We start from the raw sequence: 20,375 nt of genomic DNA, 5'->3' as shown, positions 1-20,375 counted from the left end.
GGGGTTGAAGCGGGTCTCAGTCCTTGAGGTGCAGCACAAACGACTCATAAGGTCGCAACACCACCGTGCTCGAACGCAATGGGCAGTCGGGGTAATTGCTGATCAGCAGGCGTTGCTCGTTCGCCGCACTGATGACGCCTTCCGGCAGTTGGATTTCGCAGGGTGTGCCGTAAAAATTGTTCAGCACCAACAAGCGCTCGCCATCGCCTTCGCGCAGGTACGCCCAGACCTGGAGGTGGTCTTGCAGCAGTTGGCGATAAACACCCTCCTGGATCAGCGGCTCGTGACGACGCAACGCAATCAGCGCGCGGTAGTGATGCAGCACCGAATCCGGGTCATCCAGTTGGCTTTCGACGTTGATCTGCGCCGCGTTGGCCGGAATACCGATCCACGGTTCCCCGCTGCTGAAACCGGCATTGGCCTGCGTGCTCCACTGCATCGGCGTGCGACCGTTGTCGCGCGACTTCTGCATGATCGCCGCCATGCTCGACGCCTCGGACTCACCGGCATCGCGCTTGAGCCGGAAGATGTTCAGCGTCTCGACATCACGGTACTGATCAATCTTGTCGAACCCTGGATTGGTCATGCCCAGTTCTTCGCCCTGGTACACATACGGCGTGCCCTGGAGAAAGTGCAGCGCAGTGGCGAGCATCTTGGCCGAGACCACGCGGTACTCACCGTCATCACCAAACCGCGAGACCACCCGCGGCTGGTCGTGGTTACACCAGAACAGCGCGTTCCAGCCGCCACCGGCCTGCATGCCCAGCTGCCAGTCGGAAAAAATCTGCTTGAGTTGCAGGAAATCGAAGTCAGCCTTCACCCACTTTTGCAGGTTCGGGTAATCCACTTTCAGGTGATGAAAGTTGAAGGTCATCGACAGCTCTTTCGATGCAGGATTCGAATAGCGGATGCAGTGTTCCAGGCTGGTGGACGACATCTCGCCGACGTTGATCAGGTCATGGCCTTCGAAGACTTCACGGTGCATTTCCTGCAGGTATTCATGCACGTTCGGGCCGTCGGTGTAGAAGCGGCGGCCGTCGGTGTTGTCTTCGGGGAAATCGGCAGGCTTGGAGATCAGGTTGATCACATCCAGGCGGAAGCCACCCACGCCTTTGTCACGCCAGAAGCGCATCAACTGGTACACCTCGGCGCGCACGTTGGGGTTGTCCCAATTGAGGTCTGCCTGGGTATGGTCGAACAGGTGCAGGAAGTACTGGCCGGTTTGCGCCTCGTATTCCCAGGCCGAGCCGCCGAACTTGGATTCCCAGTTATTCGGCTGGTCGCGCCAGATGTAGAAGTCGCGGTACGGGTTGTTGAGGCTGCTGCGCGCCTGCTGGAACCACTCATGCTCGATGGAGGTGTGGTTGACCACAATGTCGAGCATCAGCTTGATGCCGCGCTTGGCCGCCTCGCTGATCAGCAGGTCACAATCGGCCATGGTCCCGTAGCTGGGGTCGATGGCGTAGTAGTCGCTGATGTCATAGCCGTTGTCGCGTTGCGGCGAACGCAGGAACGGGGTGATCCACAGGCAATCCACGCCCAGCCATTTCAGATAATCGAGCTTGTCCACGATGCCCAGCAGGTCACCGGTGGCGTTACCCGCGTGGCTGTGGAAGCTTTTTGGGTAGATCTGGTAGATCACCGAGTGTTGCCAGTTTTGCATGGAGACTCCTTCAATTAAGTTGTGTGTTGGCTTTGAGGGCCTCATCGCGGGCAAGCCCGGCTCCCACTTTGATTTGTGAACACATTCAAATGTGGGAGCTGGCTTGCCTGCGATAGCGATCGATCAAGCGACGCGATACCCCGGCCGCACAATCTTCATGCTCAACGCACAGGTCAGAACAAACGGCACCACAATCGCAATGACCATGCCGATGACAAAAACCGGGATGTACTGCGGAAGAATTGAGATAAACGCCGGCAAGCCACCGACGCCGATCGCCGAGGCGGTCACCTTGTTCAACGACAGGAAAATGCTGCCCAGCGCCGAGCCCAGCAGCGCGGCATAGAACGGAAACTTGAAGCGCAGGTTCACCCCGAATATCGCCGGTTCAGTGATACCGAAGTAAGCAGAAATGGCCGAGGTGGAAGCCATGCTTTTGTCCCGCGCGTTGCGGGTCATGTAGAACACACCAAGCGCGGCGCTGCCCTGGGCCAGGTTGGACATCACGATCATCGGCCAGATAAAGGTGCCGCCCTGGGTCGAGATAAGCTGCAGGTCCACGGCGAGGAACATGTGGTGCATGCCGGTGATAACGAGCGGCGCATACAGCAGGCCGAAAATCGCTCCGCCGACCATCGGCGCCAGGTCAAACAGGGTGACTACGCCTTCGGTGATCAGGATGCCGAGGTGGCGGGTGACCGGGCCGATGATTGCCAGGGCCAGCACGCCGGTGACGACGATGGTGGTGATGGGCACAACGAGCAGTTGAATCGCATTCGGCACCCGTGCGCGCAGCCATTTTTCAATCACGCTCATCACATAGGCCGCCATCAGGATTGGCAGGATCTGCCCCTGGTAGCCGACTTTTTCGATCTTGAACCAGCCGAAAATATCGAAGTAAGGCAGGCTCTGGCCATCGAGCCCGGCGACTGCCTTGCCGTAGTTCCACGCGTTGAGCAGATCGGGGTGCACCAGCATCAGGCCGAGCACGATGCCGAGGATTTCACTGCCGCCAAAGCGCTTGGCCGCCGACCACCCCACCAGCGCCGGCAGGAACACGAACGAGGTGTTGGCCATCAGGTTGATCAGGCTCCACAGGCCATCCAGGTTCGGATAGGCCTCCAGCAGCGTCTTGCCCTCGATGAACATGCCTTTGGCGCCCATCAGGTTGTTCACGCCCATCAGCAGGCCGGCGATGATCAGTGCGGGCAGGATCGGCATGAACACATCGGAGAACACCCGCACCAGACGCTGCATCGCGTTGGTCTTGTCGGCGCCCTTCTTCTTCACGTCGGCGATGGTGGCGGCGGCGAGGCCGGTCTGTTCGCGCAATGCGGCGTAGACCTTTTCCACTTCACCCGGGCCGATCACCACCTGAAACAAACCACCGGTGAAGAACGAGCCTTTGACCAGATCGACCTGGTTCAACGCACTGCTCTTGACCAGGCTCGGGTCCTTGAGCGCGAGGCGCAGACGCGTCACGCAGTGGGCAGCTTACTCAAGGTTGTCGCTGCCCCCGAGGTTCTCGAGAATCTCGCGGGCGATATTCGAATAATCGTGGCTCATGCTTGGTATCCACTTTGATTTTTTTATTTGGGGGCAGTCATTGGCAGCACGCCGAGAGCAAAAATACTCGTCTGTACGAGTTAAAGCAATAACTCGTCTGTACGAGTTAAGAAATGTTTATTTTTCTGAGTTTTAAGTCAGACATTTCTCTTATTCCACTTGGGTCCAATGGACAAAGCCCACCTCTGCCACTAAGGTTCCTGCCTTGAACACCGTTCACCCTTCATCACGTCGGGCACAGAGCCATCGCCATGAGCAAATACAACCAGATCTATACCGATCTGCTTGCCAACATCACCACTGAACGCCTGCAACGCGGCACGCGCCTTCCCTCCGAAACCGAACTGATGGACGCCTACCAAGCCAGCCGTGGCACCGTGCGCCGCGCTATCGAGCAGCTGCAGGAACGGGGGTTTGCGCAAAAAATCCACGGCAAGGGCACCTTCGTGCTGTCGCCCAACCCGATCGAGTTCCAACTGGGTGGCATCGTCAGCTTCCACGAAACCCACGCCGACCTGGGCGATGACGTACGCACCGACGTCGTCGAATTCAGCCAGTTCCCGCTGGAAGGCTCTCTGCTGCAACACATCGAAGCCGAACCCGGCACGCTGATCACGCGGATCAAACGGGTACGGCGCATCGGCGGCAAACGGGTGATTCTCGACATCAACCACTTCGTCGCCGACCTGATCCCAGGCCTGGACCGCTCGATTGCCGAGCAGTCGATCTATGCGTTTATCGAAGACACCTTGCAGCTGCAGATCAGCTACGCGCAGCGCACCATCGAAGCCCTGCCCCGCAGCAAAGACGACCAGGCACATCTGGACCTGGATGGGCAAAGCCATGTGATCGTGGTGAGTAACCAGACGTTTTTGCAGGATGGAAGGCAGTTCGAGTACACCGAGTCACGGCATACGTTGGATAAGTTTTATTTTTCGGACATTGCCCGGCGCTGAGGCCCGAGCGAAGATCAAATGTGGGAGCGGGCTTGCTCGCGAATGCGGGGTATCAGTCACCTGTTCATCAACTGACACACCGCATTTGCGAGCAAGCCCGCTCCCACACTTTTGATCGATGGTGTTTGATTTAGCGTATTCCAGAAACACAAAACCCCGGCACATGGCCGGGGTTTTGTTATTCAGCGCTCACCTGCTACGCAGGATCATTCCCACTCAAACATAAAGAATATTAATAAATCATAGCCTTATTTTAATCACGCCAGCTAATACCACAAAAAATACCATTTGACGAAAAACCCTTTTCACAAACACTGTATTACTCTTACGGCATGGTCGTCGACCAACTAAAAAGCAAAAGCACTCAGTACATAAAAATAAAAGATTTTTCAATAATCCTCCAAAAGAAAGCCCAACTTAAACTGGGCTTTCTTCACAACGCTTTATAAACTATTCAAAAGAATACTTATTTTCAGCCACGAAGGCCGGCTCTTTCCAATTAAGGCCTTTCCTTAGGCTATTACCAGAGTCGACGATGAGTCCTTCATCTACCATATTACTGACGAGCTTTAATAGTTCAAGATTATTTGAAATATTGGCCCAATTGTTTCTATTATAAAGTTTATCCAGCCGAGGATACGAAATGCCGTCTTCGCCTTTCGTTAGAAATAGAACAACATCCCTAGGGTCTTCTGCAATCACCACATCGTTTATTGTATTCACTTTGCTTCCCTCTCGCTCTGTACCCTGTCAGCTTCTATTGCTTCTGGAGTGTAAAACAGACCTTCACCATCTTTGAGCTTATAATCTTCCAAGGTTGCCGCATGGGCATTATTCCAAGTAACCCCTCTGTCATCAGGTGCTATTCCATCTGCAACCCCCAATGCCCTATATCGCTCCAACTCTCGAATTTCATGGGTATAAAAGCGTTTGTCAACATCAGCAATAGGGACATGACCACTCAAGATCTTTTCTAGACGGTCAATCATGATTTTATTAGCATCGGAGGGGGCAAATCGTCCCGTATGCAACTTAACTAGATCAATACCTTCCAGGGTCACCGACGCCGTAGTCCAGTCGAGGTCTTGAGTGGGCCCACCCGCCTTGTCTGGATTGTACAGCCGCCCGCTGTGCTCACCTTTGGTGGTTGCCCCTTCGTAAGGGCTACTAAATACCGCATAGATCGGCGGCAAACCCGAATCTGCGGGGTAAACGTAAATACCGTCTCGGATGCTCAACTGGCTGGCAATCGGAAACGGCTCAAGTTTGACCTCAATTGGGGTCAGCGTGATCCCGGTGTATACCGGAGTTTCCAAGGGTTTTGCGGGAGTCGCTGTTGAGCTTTCACCTGGTACTGCGATCGGGAATGTCAGGGTGATCGGCGGTGTGTCGTTTGTGGTGAACGTATAGGCGTTGGCTACAGGATCAAGTACCAATGCCCTTACCGGTACGGAGGACGTTACCCCCCCTGTAGTTTGCGTGGCCACAACCGAATATTTTGACTGATCGCCATAAACCCGATAGGGCACATCAACCGTGCCACCCGCTGCTGCTATATCGTGCAGGTTGTCAGGTAGATTAGGCGCCAAGTCCTTAGCTGGCAGGTCCAACATTGTCGCGGGCAGTTCCCCGTTGCCAAGGGACTCTGAATACGTCAACGCCCCAATACCGACTGCCGTGGCCGCACTTACAACTGTACCCAGCGCTACCTTAGCCGCTTGAATCGCTGCATCCAGTGTAATGCCTGAACCTGTCGTAATAGCAATAGAACCTGCCGCTGTGCTGAGCTGCGTTGCTCCAGCTGCAGGAAGCCTGAAAGTGTGAGCGGCTTTAAGTGCTGCGGCTTCAACGGCGACTCTGGCGGCCTCGGCGGCTGCAGCCTCATTGGTAATACGCTTAGCTTCAGCCACCTCTGCAAGACGTACTTGCTCAGCGGCTTCGGCAGCCACGCGTTGCGCTTCAGCTTCTGCCGCAAGACTAGCCTGTTCAGCTGCGGCCGCCGCTGCGGTTTCGGCTGCCACACGAGCGGCCTCATCTACCACACGCTTAGCTTCAGCTTCAGCTTCTGCTGCAAGTCGCGCTTGCTCAGCAGCTTCTGCAGCGACACGTTGAGCCTCTACCTGCGCAGCGACTATTGCTGCCTCAGCTGCAGCCGCTTCATTGGCAATACGCTTAGCTTCAACCTCTGCTGCCGCTCGCTGCGCTTCGACTTCGGCGTTTGCACGTGCTTGAGTCGCCTGTTCTTGCAGTTTCTGCTTCAGGGCACCTAAATATTCGATTTCACGGCCGATATATTTTGCAGAATACGCAGCCTCAAGTGAGGCGTACCATTCTTTATAGTTCCGATCCGGAGGGTAATTCGTCCTCCCCATGCTAATAGCATTAGTAATAAATCGACTCGTGGGGAAGCGAAAGAAATCACCGTAGTAGTACTTATCGCCAATCGCTTTTTGAGCAGCGTACGCCTGTGCTTTTTGAGCGATAAGTGTATCAACTGAGCGGTTATGCTTTTCAATCTGCGCAGCAACGCTCTCGGAGCTGTTTTCACTCTGCGCTATTGAGTAAATACTTTCTGTAATAGACGTGGGCATAGATTGAAGCTTTTTTGCAAAATTCGCTTCTTGGTCCCTAACATTTTGAGCGATCACAGGTGGATATGTATTAAGTATGTAAGTACGTGTCGCAACGTTAATCAGCTGCCCTATGCGACTATGAGCAAAATCACTGTCATCTCCTCCCCCACTTCCAAACACCTGAGGCTCATAATTGACGGCCCCAACTTTAATATTCGGCAACTCGTACGATCCGGGTCCTGTCTGTACAGACCCTGGACCTAAGTATTTATCAAAATCAGACATGAAAAAACCTCCTTGTTTTTGCGGTCTCTCTGCTTTTTTGATTCAGCCTACATCCAGAGGAACCGGCATCTCAGAAATACAACATCAAAGCTTGCATATTCAACAAGTAAAATGGGCAGCTGGTTCTTCCGCAGCCTCTAGGCCATGACGAGCAGTTCCTTCCCTTGGGTTTGCGGGTCCCTCGCATTACTTGGCGTAGCAAAATCGACACTCTCTGCGTTCTTACCGCATGTCGCACACAAACTGTATGTCCATACAGCCATCGCGAGCAACCAAAAAATGCATTTGTGCATACCATCCCGATAGACGGTATTGATTCCTATTTGCTATTGCTAACGAGTGGCTGTAACGAATGAGGGGTTGAGATAGCGACCTAGCTGCTGATCATTTACCGATGGGGTGAGCCAGCCAGCATGAAATGCGAGCGAGCACCGTCGAAATGCGAGCCCATTTGCAATTAATGTGAGCCAGAAATACCGATAAATGCTAGCCCGGAAGCTTTCAAACGCGACCCTCTACATACTGTCACGGACCGACGGTAAACCCGCGCAGGCCCACGGCATCGGCGAATCGGCCTACCACCGCTTCACGCACCGCGTGCTGGCTGACCAGAGCCTTTAAGGTGTCCGACTGTGACCTCGCCGATCATTGTGTCAGTCCCCGGCGGCGCTCAATGGCCGACACGTCGACCGCAATAAACAGCGCCTCAATGGTGGCCGGGACGGCGCACGCGCCGCCTCCAAACTTCAACAAAGCCTTACGCATGCGCCTGGGGCAGCTCCAGGACGTGCAGTTCCTGGGCATAGCCCAGGCGCGATAGATGATTTTGCACCTTCGTGCGCATACGCGGTTGCAGGCTGATCGCGTCGAGCTGTTGGGTTACGCTCATGACAGCCATTGATGGAGTAGTTGTAGCGAAATGAAAGAGGACCGGCCGCGGTGAAGGCCACGTAAAGTCCGTGGCGCTCGTTCACCTTTTAGAGTTTTTCTTTCGGTTTAAGGTTACGCAGTTTGGTATCGGTCAGCATGGAGGTCTCGGACTCCACGTAAAAAATACCACCGTGCTTGGCGATGCACAAAGCTGCCAGAATTTGCCAGACCCAAAAAGCCAAAAGCCCGCAATTACGCGGGCTACAGGGCATTACTTGCTAGATGGTGCCGGACAATGCCGGACGTCCAATCATTCCCACTCAATCGTCGCCGGCGGCTTGCTCGACACGTCATACGTCACGCGCGAAATACCTTCGATCTCATTGATGATACGGCCGCTGACAGTTTCCAGCAGTTCGTACGGCAGGTGCGCCCAACGTGCGGTCATGAAGTCGATGGTTTCTACGGCACGCAGGGCCACAACCCAGGCGTAACGACGGCCATCGCCTACAACACCAACCGATTTCACCGGCTGGAACACCACGAATGCCTGGCTGACTTTGTGGTACCAGTCGGCTTTGCGCAGTTCTTCGATAAAGATGTGGTCGGCGCGACGCAGCAGGTCGGCGTATTCCTTCTTCACTTCACCCAGGATGCGCACGCCCAGGCCCGGGCCTGGGAATGGGTGACGGTAGACCATGTCGTACGGCAGGCCGAGTTCCAGGCCCAGACGGCGGACTTCGTCCTTGAACAGTTCGCGCAGCGGTTCTACCAGCTTGAGGTTCATTTCCTCAGGCAGGCCACCCACGTTGTGGTGGGACTTGATCACGTGGGCCTTGCCGCTCTTGGCGCCGGCCGACTCGATCACGTCTGGGTAGATGGTGCCCTGGGCGAGGTACTTGATGTTGTCCAGATGTTTGGCCTGGGCATCGAAGACGTCGATGAAGGTGCGGCCGATGATCTTGCGCTTCTTCTCCGGGTCGGACTCGCCGGCCAGGTTATTCAAGAACTGATCTTCAGCGTTGGCGCGGATCACTTTGACGCCCATGTTCTCGGCGAACATGGCCATCACTTGCTCGCCTTCGTGCAGGCGCAGCAGGCCGTTGTCGACGAAGACGCAAGTCAGCTGGTCGCCGATGGCTTTGTGCAGCAGCGCGGCAACCACGGAGGAGTCAACGCCGCCGGACAGGCCGAGCAGCACGTTGTCGGTGCCGACCTGGGCACGCACGTTGGCGATCGCGTCTTCGGCGATTTTCGACGGGGTCCACAGGGCTTCACACTCGCAGATGTCGAGGATGAAGCGCGACAGGATGCGGCCGCCTTGCTTGGTGTGGGTCACTTCCGGGTGGAACTGCACACCGTAGTAGCCGCGCTCGTCGTTGAACATGCCGGCGATCGGGCAGCTCGGGGTGCTGGCCAGGATGTGGAAGTCTTGCGGCATCTTGGTGACCTTGTCACCGTGGCTCATCCATACGTCGAGGCCGAACAGGCCGTCGGCGTCGATGTGGTCTTCGATGCCGTCCAGCAGGCGGCTTTTGCCGACCACGTCGACACGGGCATAACCGAATTCACGCAGCTCGGAACCTTCAACCTTGCCACCCAGTTGCTCGGCCATGGTCTGCATGCCGTAGCAGATACCGAAGACGGGCACGCCCAGGTCGAATACGGCTTGCGGGCAGCGCGGGCTGTTGGCTTCGTGCACGGACTCGGGGCCACCGGCGAGGATGATGCCTTTAGGTGCGAATTCGCGGATCGCTTCGTCGTCCATGTCGAACGGGTGCAGTTCGCAGTACACGCCGATTTCACGCACGCGGCGGGCGATCAGCTGGGTGTACTGGGAACCGAAGTCGAGGATCAGGATGCGGTGGGCGTGAATGTCGAGGGCCATGAAAGAAACTCTGAAAAGCAGTTGCAAGCTTCAAGCTGCAAGCTGCAAGTAATCGGAAGCTGCGCGGTAACTGCACTAGCACAGCACCGCTTGCAGCTTATAACTTGTGGCTTATAGCTGTCGGCGTCAGCCGACCCGATAGTTTGGCGCTTCCTTGGTGATCTGCACGTCGTGGACATGGGATTCAGCCATGCCGGCGCCGGTGATCCGTACGAACTCTGGCTTGGTGCGCATTTCTTCGATGTCGGCGCTGCCGGTGTAGCCCATCGAGGAACGCAGGCCGCCCATCAGTTGATGGATGATCGCGCTCAGGGTGCCCTTGTAAGGAACACGGCCTTCGATGCCTTCCGGAACGAGCTTCTCGGCGCCTGCCGAGGAGTCCTGGAAGTAGCGGTCGGAGGAGCCTTGTGCCTGGGACATGGCGCCCAGCGAACCCATGCCACGGTAAGCCTTGTACGAACGGCCCTGGAACAGTTCGATCTCGCCCGGCGCTTCTTCAGTACCGGCGAACATCGAGCCCATCATCACGCAGGAAGCACCGGCAACGATGGCCTTGGACAGGTCACCGGAGAAACGGATGCCGCCGTCGGCGATCAACGGAACGCCAGTGCCTTCAAGGGCAGCGGCAACGTTGGCGATGGCGCTGATTTGCGGCACGCCCACACCGGCGACGATACGCGTGGTGCAGATCGAGCCAGGGCCGATACCAACCTTGACCGCATCGGCGCCGGCTTCGGCCAGGGCCTTGGCGGCTGCGCCGGTGGCGATGTTGCCGCCGATCACCTGCACGTCAGGGAAATTCTGTTTGACCCAGCGAACGCGGTCGATCACGCCTTTGGAGTGACCGTGGGCAGTGTCGACCACCACCACGTCAACACCGGCGGCGACCAGGGCCGCAACGCGGTCACCGGTGTCTTTACCGGTGCCGACTGCCGCGCCAACACGCAGACGACCTTGGTCATCCTTGCTGGCGAGCGGGTAAGCCTTGGCTTTTTCGATGTCGTTGACGGTCATCATGCCTTTGAGGGCGAATTTGTCATCGACGATCAGCACGCGCTCGATGCGGTGCTTGTGCAGCAGTTCGCGCACATCGTTCTTGTCGGCGCCTTCCTTGACAGTGACGAGGCGCTCTTTAGGCGTCATCACTTCGCGGACGGTGACTTCAAGACGGTTCTCGAAACGCACGTCACGGGAAGTGACGATGCCGACCAGGTCGCCATCGTGCAGCACCGGAACGCCGGAGATGTTGTGCAGGCGGGTCAGGTCGAACAGGTCACGCACGGTGGCGTCGGCTTCGATGGTGATGGGATCTTTCACCACACCGGCTTCGTAACGCTTGACCTTGCGCACTTCGGCAGCTTGCTGCTCGATGGTCATGTTCTTGTGGATGATGCCGATGCCGCCTTCCTGAGCCATGGCGATTGCCAAACGGGCTTCGGTGACGGTGTCCATGGCAGCAGAAACCAGGGGAATATTCAGCTCGATGCCACGGGTTAGGCGGGTCTTGAGACTGACTTCGTTAGGAAGCACCTCGGAATAACCGGGCACTAGGAGAATGTCGTCGAATGTCAGAGCTTCTTGGCTGATACGCAGCATCGCGGGGGCTCCCGAGCGGGAAAATGGAAGCGCGCCATTATATACATGCACCCGGTCAGGCTCAATGTAAAACTCTGACAAACTTGGTAATACTGATAGATGGATTAAAGCTCGACTTTGACCCAACTCATCTTCTGGTCCAGCCAGTCGGCAAATTCGTCGATAAAGCTCTGCTTGAAACCCGCCTCCGCCCAGTTGTTGAAGATGAAACCCAGGTTGGAAAACCCGCATTCCTGCAGGAACAGAAACCCGTTGATGTCATCCTCATGTCCACACAGCGGGCAGGTGAAGTTGTCGGTGTGGCCGGGCATCCAGTCTTCGAGGCTTTCGAACAGCGCCTCGCCAACTTCCTTGAGGCATTCCGGGCAGCCGGCCTCTTCGAGAAAGCCCTTGGCCGGGGTATAGATGCAGCGCTTGTAGATGATCTCCAGGCCGTTGACCGGCTCGTTGAACGGCAGCGCTTCGGGGTGCAGCACCACGGCGCGGGCGCCATCGGCCAGCGCGTAAGCCATGCGGTTGCCGGTGCGGCCGCAGGTGGTCAGTTCTTCCTTGATGATGTTCTTGCGCACCAGCCAGCGCACGATCGCCCGCGCGCGGGGTTCGTGGACGGGCAAGGTGGAGATTTTCGGGACAAGGATGCTTTGCGAGTTCATGAGAGTCCTGCGGTGTGGCTACTGGCCCCATCGCGGGCAAGCCCGCTCCCACATTTGACTGCGTTCACAAATCAAAAATGTGGGAGCCGGGCTTGCCCGCGATGAGGCCCTGAAGGCTGGCAGCTTAATCCCTGCCCCACACAGGTCAAGTGCTCAAGTACCGCCCGATCAACGCAATGCCACTGGCCAACACCAGCCACGTCACCAGCTTTACAAAGGCTTCACGCGACATTCGCATCGTCAGCCGGCGCCCGAACCACAGCCCCAGGGCCATCGCCGGCAACAGGCACAACGCCAACATCAACAGCGGCACGTCAGCATACACCCCGGCAATCAGAAACAGGCTCAGGCGCACCACCGTGCTGCAACTGATCAGCGCACTTTGCGTGGCGCGCGCCGCGTCCTTGGGTAAACGGCTGTTCAGGTAGATCGCATATAAAAAGCCGCCACTGCCAAACAACGCACCAAACAGCCCGCCGACGGTGCCCATGGGAATCGACCAGCCCGCCGCCAGCTGTGTCGGCCGGGTTTTCACCGCCAGGCTGTAGATCGCGTAGGCGCTGATAAACAGCCCCATCAATAGCAGCAACAGGTCTGAATGCAGGTTGAGCAAGAAGATCACGCCGAGTATGCAACCCACCGCCATGTACGGCAGCAATCGCAACAGCTCGGGCGTGTTCACGTCCCGCCGCGATTGCAGCAGGTTGCCAAAGGCGGCGACAAAATCCAGCAGCACCAGCAGCGGGATGATCTTCGACAATGGCATAAACACAATCAGGATCGGCCCCGCGACCAGCGCCGTGCCAAACCCGGCGATACCAAACACGATATAGGCCACGACAATACCGAGGCCGATCATCAGCCAATCAACGCTGCCAAACGACCACTGACTCATCAGCTCAACCGGGCTCATGGGCACTTCCTTGAAAGAGATGGCCGTCACTTTAGCCATCGTCGAGCGTTGCGACTAATATCTTCAAAGTCCTCCACCCATCTCGAAAAGGCATGACGCGTGATCTCTACTCGCCAACTGCGCTACTTCGTCGAAATCGCCGACAGCGGCAGCTTCAGCGCCGCGGCCGAACGTTTGTTTGTGGCGCAGTCAGCCTTGAGTCGACAGATCAAGGAGCTGGAAAAACAGCTGCAAACTCCCTTGTTCGAACGCACCGCGCGCCAACCCCGGCTCACGGCGGCCGGTGAAGCCTTCTACCCTCGGGCGCGCAACCTGCTGAGCGAGTTGCTCAAAGCCAGCGAAATGGCCACGCAGGTGGGCAATGGCCAGCTTGGCACGCTGCGCCTGAGCCATTCGAGCACCGTGCCGATGAGCGGGCCGTTGCTGCACGGCATCAGCACCTGGCTGGCGCGCTGCCCGGGCGTGTCGATGGACATCGTCAAACTGTCCTCTGAAGCGCAACTGGAGGACATTGCCGACGGCCGCCTAGACGTCGGGCTGTTGCGCTTGCCGGTGTTGCGCCAGCGCGAAGGTGTGCGTGTGGTGCCTTTATACAGCGAGCAGCTGTTGCTGGCGGTGCCGCCGGATCACCCGTTGGCGCGCAGCGACACACCGGTCGAATTGGCGCAGCTCAGGGACGAAGCGTTTATCTCTATCCCTCACCCCCAACGCGGTGGCCTGAGTTATCTGTCAGCCGAGCTTTGTATGCGCGCAGGTTTTTTCCCCAAGGCGGCGCGAGTGATGTCGCGCAAGACGACCCAGCTGCAATTGATCCAGGCCGGCTTCGGTATTGCCTTGTTACCAAAATCCATGCAGGACATCGCTCCTGCCAATGTGCACTTTTTACCCCTGGCCGACCCGGACAGCCTCAGCACCGTCGCCCTCGCCTGCCACCAGGCGCCGAGCGCGCTGGTCGAGCAATTCTGCCAAACCTTGCACGAATGCCTATAAACTGCCGCCCATGATTAAAGATCCTTTTGCCCGTCTGGGCCTGGACCGCGAAGTCCTGACTGTCAGCCAGCTCAACGGCCGCGCGCGGGTGTTGCTGGAGGACGTGTTCACCAATATCTGGGTCGAAGGCGAGATCTCCAACCTCGCCCGCCCGGCCTCCGGCCATGTGTATTTCACCCTCAAGGACAGCGGCGCCCAAGTGCGTTGCGCGTTGTTTCGCAACAATGCCGCCAGGGTGCGCCAGGCATTGAAGGACGGCCTGGCCGTTAAAGTGCGTGGCAAGGTCTCGCTGTTTGAGGGCCGTGGCGACTACCAGTTGATCCTCGACACTGTAGAGCCTGCCGGTGATGGCGCGCTGCGCCTGGCCTTCGATGCATTAAAGGAAAAGCTCAGCGCCGAAGGCCTGTTCAGTGCCGAACGCAAGGTGCCGTTGCCGGCGCACCCTCGGCGCATCGGCATTATCAGTTCGCCGACCGGCGCGGTGATCCGCGACATCATCAGCGTGTTCGGCCGCAGGGCGCCGAACGTTGAACTGACACTGATCCCTACGGCGGTACAAGGCCGCGAAGCCGTGTCGCAGATTGTGCGCGCCCTGAAGCTGGCCGATGCGCGAGGCTTTGATGCGCTGATCCTGGCCCGTGGCGGTGGTTCGCTGGAAGACCTGTGGTGCTTCAACGAAGAAGCCGTGGCGCGCGCGGTGGATGCCTGCGTAACGCCGATCGTCAGCGCCGTCGGCCATGAGACCGATGTGTCGATCTGCGACTTCGTCGCCGACGTGCGCGCGCCTACACCCTCCGCTGCCGCCGAGTTGCTCGCACCCGACGCCAGCCATTGGGTGCGCCAAGTCGAAAACCTGCACCGCCGGCTGGTGATGCTGATGCGCAACCGGCTGTCCCACGACCGTCTGCGCCTGGAAGGCATGGCTCGCCGCCTGCGCCACCCGGGCGAACGCCTGCGCCAGCAGGCCCAGCGCCTGGATGACCTGGACATGCGGATGCGCCGTGCTTTCGAGCGCAGCCTCAATACCCGTCGCGAACGCTTGATCCGCCTGGAAACCCGCCTCGCCGGCCAGCACCCCGGCCGTCAGTTGGCCCTGCTGCGCCAACGCCTGGACAGCCTCGCCGAACGCCTGCCCCGCGCCATGCGCGAAGGTCTCAAGGCGCGTCGCCTGCAACTGCAAAGCCAGGTGCAGACGCTGCAAGTGGTCAGCCCGCTGGCGACTCTCGGCCGTGGTTACAGCATCTTGCTGGACGAGCGTGGCCAGGCGATCCGCAACGCCGCGCAAACCCACACTGGCCAGCGCCTGACCGCACGCCTCGGTGAAGGCCAACTGCAGGTGCGGGTGGAAGATAACCACCTGACGCCCGTCACCCTTTCGTTACTGGATTGATTGATGCCACGTTTATTGAGCTTGTTGATGCTGTTGTGCCTCACCTTCACCGCCCATGCCGACAGCTACATCACTCGGCTGCTGAACAAGCCGGTGCCCGGTGGCGTCGCGGTGGTTGACCTGGGTACTTCAGCGGCAGCGCCTAAAGCCACCTACCAGAACCGGCCAGTGTTAGTGGTCAAGGAACAGAACAACTGGCTGGCGATTGTCGGGATACCGCTGACGGTCAAACCTGGCACGCAACGCATCAGCAGTGGCGGGCAAAACCTGCCGTTTGTGGTGGGGTTCAAGAAGTACCCCGAGCAGCACATCACCCTGAAGAACAAAAGCCAGGTGAACCCGGATCCGGCGCAACTCAAGCGCATCGAGGGCGAACTGGCCGTTCAGCTCAAGGCCTACCGCAGCTTCAGCCCGAACACGCCCAGCAACTTGCTGCTGGACAAACCGGTCAACGGGCCGCTGTCGAGCAAGTTCGGCGTGCGTCGGTTCTTCAATGGCGAAGAACGCAATCCCCATTCTGGCCTGGACTTCGCCGTAGGTGCCGGCACGCCGATCAAGACCCCGGCGGCAGGCAAGGTGATCCTCACCGGTAATTACTTCTTTAACGGCAATACCGTGTTTGTCGACCATGGCCAAGGCTTTATCAGCATGTTCTGCCATATGTCGAAGATCGACGTGAAGGTCGGTGATCAACTGGCGCGCGGCGCGGTGGTGGGCAAGGTCGGTTCAACAGGCCGTGCGACCGGGCCACACATGCACTGGAACATCAGCCTCAATGACGCACGGGTCGACCCGGCGATCTTTATCGGCGCTTTCCAACCCTGAATGACGCAATTGCGCGCCCCTTAAAGGGCGCGCAATTAAAACAAGCAACTCAGCTGCTTCCAACCATAAAATCTCGTTTCCCACCCACATAGCAGAACTTCTCTCAATTTTTCTCGACTGCTTGCCATCTTTCACCCCGGCGGTTAGGGTTGAGCTTATGAAAACCTCTCACACCCTCATTCAGCTCCGCCAGCACCGCAGCCTGTGCCTCGTCAGCGCACGACTGCCAGGCTGAATCGTTCTGCCTCGTCCCCAGCTTCGCCCCCAATAACAGTTTTACGGCAGGCCGCCTTTTCTCGGCCCTTACCACAAAGGATTTCCCGATGAGCATGCTCAAAGACCCGTCTTCGAAGTACCGTGCGTTCCCGACCATCGATATCCCGGACCGCACCTGGCCGTCGAAAACCATCACCGAAGCGCCGATCTGGTGCAGCTCCGACCTGCGTGATGGCAACCAGTCGCTGATCGAGCCGATGGACGCGGTGAAAAAGCTGCGCTTCTGGAAGACGCTGGTCGCCGTCGGCGTGAAGGAAATCGAGGCCTCGTTCCCAGCCGCTTCGCAAACCGACTTCGACTTCGTGCGCACCCTGATCGAAGACAACCACATCCCCGAGGACACCACCATCCAGGTGCTGACCCAGGGCCGTGAAGACTTGATCGCACGCACCTTCGAATCGCTGCGCGGCGCGAAAAAAGCCATTGTGCACTTGTACAACGCGACCTCGCCGTCGTTCCGCCGCATCGTGTTCAACCAGGACAAGGACGGCATCAAGGCCATCGCGGTCAACGCAGCCAAGCTGTTCGTCAAATATGCCGCGCAGCAGCCGGAAACCCAGTGGACCTTCGAATACTCCCCGGAAACCTTCAGCGCTACCGAGCTGGAGTTCGCCAAGGAAGTCTGTGACGCGGTGATCGAGGTATGGAACCCGACACCAGAGCACAAGATGATCCTCAACCTGCCGGCCACGGTTGAATGCGCCACGCCGAACATCTATGCAGACCAGATCGAGTGGTTCGGTCGCCATATCAACCGCCGGGACAGCGTGATCATCAGCCTGCACACCCACAACGACCGTGGCACCGGCGTGGCCGCCACCGAGCTGGGCCTGATGGCCGGCGCCGACCGTGTCGAAGGCTGCCTGTTCGGCAACGGCGAGCGTACCGGCAACGTCGACCTGGTCACCGTGGCCTTGAACATGTACACCCAAGGCCTTGACCCGCAACTGGACTTCTCCGACATCGACGGCGTGCGCAAAGTCGTCGAGGAGTGCAACCAGATCCAGGTGCACCCGCGCCACCCCTACGTTGGCGACCTGGTACACACCGCGTTCTCCGGCTCCCACCAGGACGCGATCCGAAAGGGCTTTACCCAGCAAAAAGCCGACGCGCTGTGGGAAGTACCGTACTTGCCGATCGACCCGGCCGATATCGGCCGCAGCTACGAGGCGGTGATTCGTGTGAACAGCCAGTCCGGCAAAGGCGGCATCGCCTACCTGCTGGAGCAGGAATACGACATCAGCTTGCCGCGCCGCATGCAGATCGAATTCAGCCAAGTGGTACAGGCTGAGACCGATCGCGTCGGCCTGGAAATGACCGCGCCACAGATCTACGCCTTGTTGCAGCGTGAATACCTGCAAGCCAATACGCCGTATGCGCTGGTCAGCCATCGCCTGCAGGAAGAGAACGGCAACAGCACGGTGGAAGTGGAAGTCTCGGGCAAAGGCCAGGGCGAAACCAACCTGCGCTGGCACGGCAAGGGCTACGGCACCCTCGAAGCGCTGGTTGCCGCGCTGCCGATCAAGGTCGAGATCATGGACTACAACGAACACGCCATCGGCGCCGGCACCAACGCCAAAGCCGCGGCTTACATCGAACTGCGCGTGAATGGCGAGCGTCCGGTGCACGGTGTGGGGATTGATGAAAACATCACCACGGCCAGCTTTAAAGCGGTGTTCAGTGCGCTGAACCGCTCGTTGAGCCAGCTGGAAGCGAAAGCGGCGTAAGCCTTACCGCTGAAATGCAAAAGGCCCCTGGGTGAGAATCCAGGGGCCTTTTTATTTGTGGTGTCTACTAGGGCCTCATCGCGGGCAAGCCCGGCTCCCACATTTGGAATGCATTCACCTGTGGGAGCGGGCTTGCCCGCGATAGCGGCCTATCAGACAAACTGAAAGTCATCGGCATCCAGATTCGCCGGAAACTTGGTGCGATACGCCGCCAACTCCGCAGCATTCAGGCACACCTGAAACACCCCGTCCGCCTCCCCCGCGCTCAGCAGTGTCTCACCCTGGAAATCCAGCACCTGACTGTCCCCGGTGTAGGCAAAGCCTTCGCCATCCGTACCCACCCGATTCACTGCAGCCACGTAGCACAGATTCTCGATGGCTCGCGCCGGTAACAGCCGATTCCAATGCTGGCGCCGCGCACCCGGCCAGTTGGCGGTATACAGCAGCAAATCCGTGTCCTGAGCATCTCGACTCCACACCGGGAAGCGCAGGTCGTAGCAAATCAGCGGACGGATACGCCAGCCCTTCAACTCAAACTGCACCTGACGCTCGCCCGGCGTGTAATGGTCGTGCTCGCCCGCCATACGGAACAGGTGGCGCTTGTCGTAATGCAGCACCTCGCCATCCGGCCGCGCCCACAGCAGGCGGTTGCGGTGGCTGCCGTCGGCGGCCTGGATGATCACGCTCCCGGTGACCACAGCGTTGTATTTCGCCGCCTGAGCTTGGAGCCAGTGCTGGGTCGGGCCGTTTTCCCGCTCTGCTAGGGTCTGCGATTCCATTGAGAAACCGGTGGTAAACATCTCCGGCAACACAATCAGATCGGCGCCCCTGGCCTGTTCCAGCAGCAGCTCAAAATGTTCGAGGTTGGCCTGACGGTCATGCCACACCAGGCTGGTTTGGACCAGGGCGATATTCAGGTCGGGCAATGTACTCAAATCACGCATAGTTTCTCCGCCGCTTGTTGCAGCGTCTCCTCGCGTTTGGCAAAACACAGGCGCACCAGGCGCTGGCCTTCGGGTGGGTGCTGATAGAACACCGACACCGGAATCGTCGCCACGCCGTGTTCACGGGTCATCCACAGCGACATGGCGACGTCATCCAGGTCCGGGCGAATCTGTGAGTAATCCACCAGTTGGAAGTAGGTACCGGCCACCCGGGTAAAGCTGAAGCGCGATGGCGTCAGCAGGTCGCAGAACAGATCACGCTTGGCCTGGTAAAAAGCCGGCAGTTCTTCGACGTGTTCCGGGTGTTCGGCCATGAAGTCAGCCAACGCGTACTGCAAGGGGGTCACCCCGCAGAAGTTGACATATTGATGCACCTTGCGCAGTTCAGCGGTCAGCGCTGGAGGCGCAACCACATACCCGGTTTTCCAGCCGGTGACGTGGTAAGTCTTGCCGAAGGAACTGACCACAAACGCCCGCTGATAGAGCTCTGGGTGGGCCAGCACGCTGGCATGGGCCACGCCGTCGAACACCAGGTGTTCGTAGACCTCATCGCTGACCAGGTAAATATCACGGTCGCGGATCAGTTCGGCCAATTGGTCCAGCTCGGCACGGTTGATCAGTGCACCGGTGGGGTTGTGCGGGGAATTAAGGATGATCATGCGCGTGCGCGGTGAGAGCGCGGCCTTGATCTTCTCAACGTCCAGGGCGAAGCCTTGCAGGCTCAGTTGCACGTGCACGCAGCGACCACCGGCCAGCTCAACCGAGGGCTCATAGCTGTCATAGCTGGGGTCGAACACAATGACCTCATCGCCGCTGCGAATCACCGCCTGAATTGCGCAGAAGATTGCAGCAGTGGCGCCAGGCGTGATGGTCACTTCGCTGTCGGGGTTGACCGTGGCGCCATAGCTGCGCGCGATCTTGGCCGCCACTTGCTGACGCAGGGCCGGCAAGCCGGTCATCGGTGAATATTGGTTATGCCCGCTGGCAACGTGTTTGCCCACCGCATCCAGCAACGCCTTAGGGCCATTGAAATCAGGAAATCCCTGGGACAGGTTGAGCGCGCCGGTTTCGGCAGCGAGTTGCGACATGGTGGTGAAAATGGTCGTGCCGACATTCGGCAGCTTGCTGGTGATCATAGGAGCCCCCTTCGGGTGAGCTGCAAGTTTTAAGCTGCAAGCTGCAAGCAGGTCAAGCGACAAACCGCCAGGCACAAAAAAGGGCTCAGTCAGAGCCCCCGTTGTACCTGGCGATTTGAGTGGC

15 protein-coding genes and 2 pseudogenes are annotated in these 20,375 nt (G+C 58.3%); 5 read left to right on the top strand and 12 right to left on the bottom strand.

The window, feature by feature from the left end:
* Positions 1-16: 16 nt before the first annotated feature.
* A complete protein-coding gene (treC, locus tag ACI77D_RS05620) occupies positions 17-1,663 on the bottom strand; it encodes an alpha,alpha-phosphotrehalase (RefSeq protein WP_407016205.1) in 1,647 nt (548 codons plus the stop codon).
* 123 nt (positions 1,664-1,786) lie between these two features.
* Positions 1,787-3,229: pseudogene (gene treP, locus ACI77D_RS05615) on the bottom strand (PTS system trehalose-specific EIIBC component).
* Positions 3,230-3,480: 251 nt separating this feature from the next.
* Here treP and treR point away from each other — a divergent pair.
* The gene (gene treR, locus ACI77D_RS05610; RefSeq protein WP_064454026.1) at positions 3,481-4,185 is read left to right on the top strand and encodes a trehalose operon repressor; all 705 of its coding nucleotides are present in this window, start codon (positions 3,481-3,483) and stop codon (positions 4,183-4,185) included.
* A 450-nt stretch (positions 4,186-4,635) separates the two neighbouring features.
* On the opposite strand, the gene ACI77D_RS05605 is transcribed toward treR, so the two are convergent.
* The 8 genes and pseudogenes from ACI77D_RS05605 to ACI77D_RS05570 all read right to left on the bottom strand — a co-directional run bounded on the left by ACI77D_RS05605 (position 4,636) and on the right by ACI77D_RS05570 (position 12,963).
* Positions 4,636-4,908, bottom strand: a complete 273-nt coding sequence (locus ACI77D_RS05605) for a hypothetical protein (RefSeq protein ID WP_407016204.1) — start codon at positions 4,906-4,908, stop codon at positions 4,636-4,638.
* Positions 4,905-7,043, bottom strand: coding sequence for an S-type pyocin domain-containing protein (locus ACI77D_RS05600; protein ID WP_407016203.1), 2,139 nt, complete (start codon positions 7,041-7,043; stop codon positions 4,905-4,907). The genes ACI77D_RS05605 and ACI77D_RS05600 overlap by 4 nt, the downstream gene beginning before the upstream one ends.
* 757 nt (positions 7,044-7,800) lie before the next feature.
* Positions 7,801-7,932, bottom strand: a complete 132-nt coding sequence (locus ACI77D_RS05595; RefSeq protein WP_257784309.1) for a hypothetical protein — start codon at positions 7,930-7,932, stop codon at positions 7,801-7,803.
* Positions 7,928-8,071: pseudogene (locus ACI77D_RS05590) on the bottom strand (Arm DNA-binding domain-containing protein); the annotation flags it as partial. The pseudogene ACI77D_RS05590 and the gene ACI77D_RS05595, both read right to left, overlap by 5 nt.
* Positions 8,072-8,223: 152 nt before the next feature.
* Positions 8,224-9,801, bottom strand: coding sequence for a glutamine-hydrolyzing GMP synthase (gene guaA, locus ACI77D_RS05585; RefSeq protein ID WP_407016202.1), 1,578 nt, complete (start codon positions 9,799-9,801; stop codon positions 8,224-8,226).
* 126 nt (positions 9,802-9,927) lie between these two features.
* On the bottom strand, positions 9,928-11,397 hold the full coding sequence (gene guaB / locus ACI77D_RS05580) for an IMP dehydrogenase (RefSeq protein WP_003209646.1): 1,470 nt from the start codon (positions 11,395-11,397) through the stop codon (positions 9,928-9,930).
* A 104-nt stretch (positions 11,398-11,501) separates the two neighbouring features.
* Entirely contained in the window at positions 11,502-12,050 is a 549-nt protein-coding gene (locus ACI77D_RS05575) for a hypothetical protein (RefSeq protein ID WP_058422675.1), read from the bottom strand.
* A 145-nt stretch (positions 12,051-12,195) separates the two neighbouring features.
* A complete protein-coding gene (locus ACI77D_RS05570; protein WP_221295595.1) occupies positions 12,196-12,963 on the bottom strand; it encodes a sulfite exporter TauE/SafE family protein in 768 nt (255 codons plus the stop codon).
* 99 nt (positions 12,964-13,062) lie between these two features.
* On the opposite strand from ACI77D_RS05570, the gene ACI77D_RS05565 reads away from it, so the two are divergent.
* The 4 genes from ACI77D_RS05565 to leuA all read left to right on the top strand — a co-directional run bounded on the left by ACI77D_RS05565 (position 13,063) and on the right by leuA (position 18,171).
* Positions 13,063-13,953, top strand: coding sequence for a LysR family transcriptional regulator (locus ACI77D_RS05565; RefSeq protein WP_221295596.1), 891 nt, complete (start codon positions 13,063-13,065; stop codon positions 13,951-13,953).
* Between the two features lie 10 nt (positions 13,954-13,963).
* The gene (xseA, locus tag ACI77D_RS05560; RefSeq protein WP_064454031.1) at positions 13,964-15,343 is read left to right on the top strand and encodes an exodeoxyribonuclease VII large subunit; all 1,380 of its coding nucleotides are present in this window, start codon (positions 13,964-13,966) and stop codon (positions 15,341-15,343) included.
* Between the two features lie 3 nt (positions 15,344-15,346).
* Positions 15,347-16,168, top strand: coding sequence for a peptidoglycan DD-metalloendopeptidase family protein (locus ACI77D_RS05555; RefSeq protein WP_221295597.1), 822 nt, complete (start codon positions 15,347-15,349; stop codon positions 16,166-16,168).
* A 323-nt stretch (positions 16,169-16,491) separates the two neighbouring features.
* A complete protein-coding gene (gene leuA / locus ACI77D_RS05550; protein WP_053257867.1) occupies positions 16,492-18,171 on the top strand; it encodes a 2-isopropylmalate synthase in 1,680 nt (559 codons plus the stop codon).
* 152 nt (positions 18,172-18,323) lie between these two features.
* On the opposite strand, the gene ACI77D_RS05545 is transcribed toward leuA, so the two are convergent.
* A complete protein-coding gene (locus tag ACI77D_RS05545) occupies positions 18,324-19,115 on the bottom strand; it encodes an amidohydrolase (RefSeq protein WP_407016201.1) in 792 nt (263 codons plus the stop codon).
* Entirely contained in the window at positions 19,103-20,251 is a 1,149-nt protein-coding gene (locus ACI77D_RS05540; protein WP_221295599.1) for a pyridoxal phosphate-dependent aminotransferase, read from the bottom strand. The genes ACI77D_RS05545 and ACI77D_RS05540 overlap by 13 nt, the downstream gene beginning before the upstream one ends.
* Positions 20,252-20,375 lie beyond the last annotated feature (124 nt).

Origin of the sequence: Pseudomonas sp. O39 (assembly GCF_045447295.1) — a bacterium.
Taxonomy (GTDB): Bacteria; Pseudomonadota; Gammaproteobacteria; order Pseudomonadales; family Pseudomonadaceae; genus Aquipseudomonas; species Aquipseudomonas antarctica_A.
This window is presented reverse-complemented; position numbering and strand designations above follow the sequence as displayed.

Coding starts and splice junctions, on each gene's coding strand:
- treC (WP_407016205.1), bottom strand. CDS start 1,663: ATGCAAAACTGGCAACACTCGGTGATCTACCAGATCTACCCAAAAAGC.
- treR (WP_064454026.1), top strand. CDS start 3,481: ATGAGCAAATACAACCAGATCTATACCGATCTGCTTGCCAACATCACC.
- ACI77D_RS05600 (WP_407016203.1), bottom strand. CDS start 7,043: ATGTCTGATTTTGATAAATACTTAGGTCCAGGGTCTGTACAGACAGGA.
- ACI77D_RS05595 (WP_257784309.1), bottom strand. CDS start 7,932: ATGAGCGTAACCCAACAGCTCGACGCGATCAGCCTGCAACCGCGTATG.
- guaA (WP_407016202.1), bottom strand. CDS start 9,801: ATGGCCCTCGACATTCACGCCCACCGCATCCTGATCCTCGACTTCGGT.
- guaB (WP_003209646.1), bottom strand. CDS start 11,397: ATGCTGCGTATCAGCCAAGAAGCTCTGACATTCGACGACATTCTCCTA.
- ACI77D_RS05575 (WP_058422675.1), bottom strand. CDS start 12,050: ATGAACTCGCAAAGCATCCTTGTCCCGAAAATCTCCACCTTGCCCGTC.
- ACI77D_RS05570 (WP_221295595.1), bottom strand. CDS start 12,963: ATGAGCCCGGTTGAGCTGATGAGTCAGTGGTCGTTTGGCAGCGTTGAT.
- xseA (WP_064454031.1), top strand. CDS start 13,964: ATGATTAAAGATCCTTTTGCCCGTCTGGGCCTGGACCGCGAAGTCCTG.
- ACI77D_RS05555 (WP_221295597.1), top strand. CDS start 15,347: ATGCCACGTTTATTGAGCTTGTTGATGCTGTTGTGCCTCACCTTCACC.
- leuA (WP_053257867.1), top strand. CDS start 16,492: ATGAGCATGCTCAAAGACCCGTCTTCGAAGTACCGTGCGTTCCCGACC.
- ACI77D_RS05545 (WP_407016201.1), bottom strand. CDS start 19,115: ATGCGTGATTTGAGTACATTGCCCGACCTGAATATCGCCCTGGTCCAA.
- ACI77D_RS05540 (WP_221295599.1), bottom strand. CDS start 20,251: ATGATCACCAGCAAGCTGCCGAATGTCGGCACGACCATTTTCACCACC.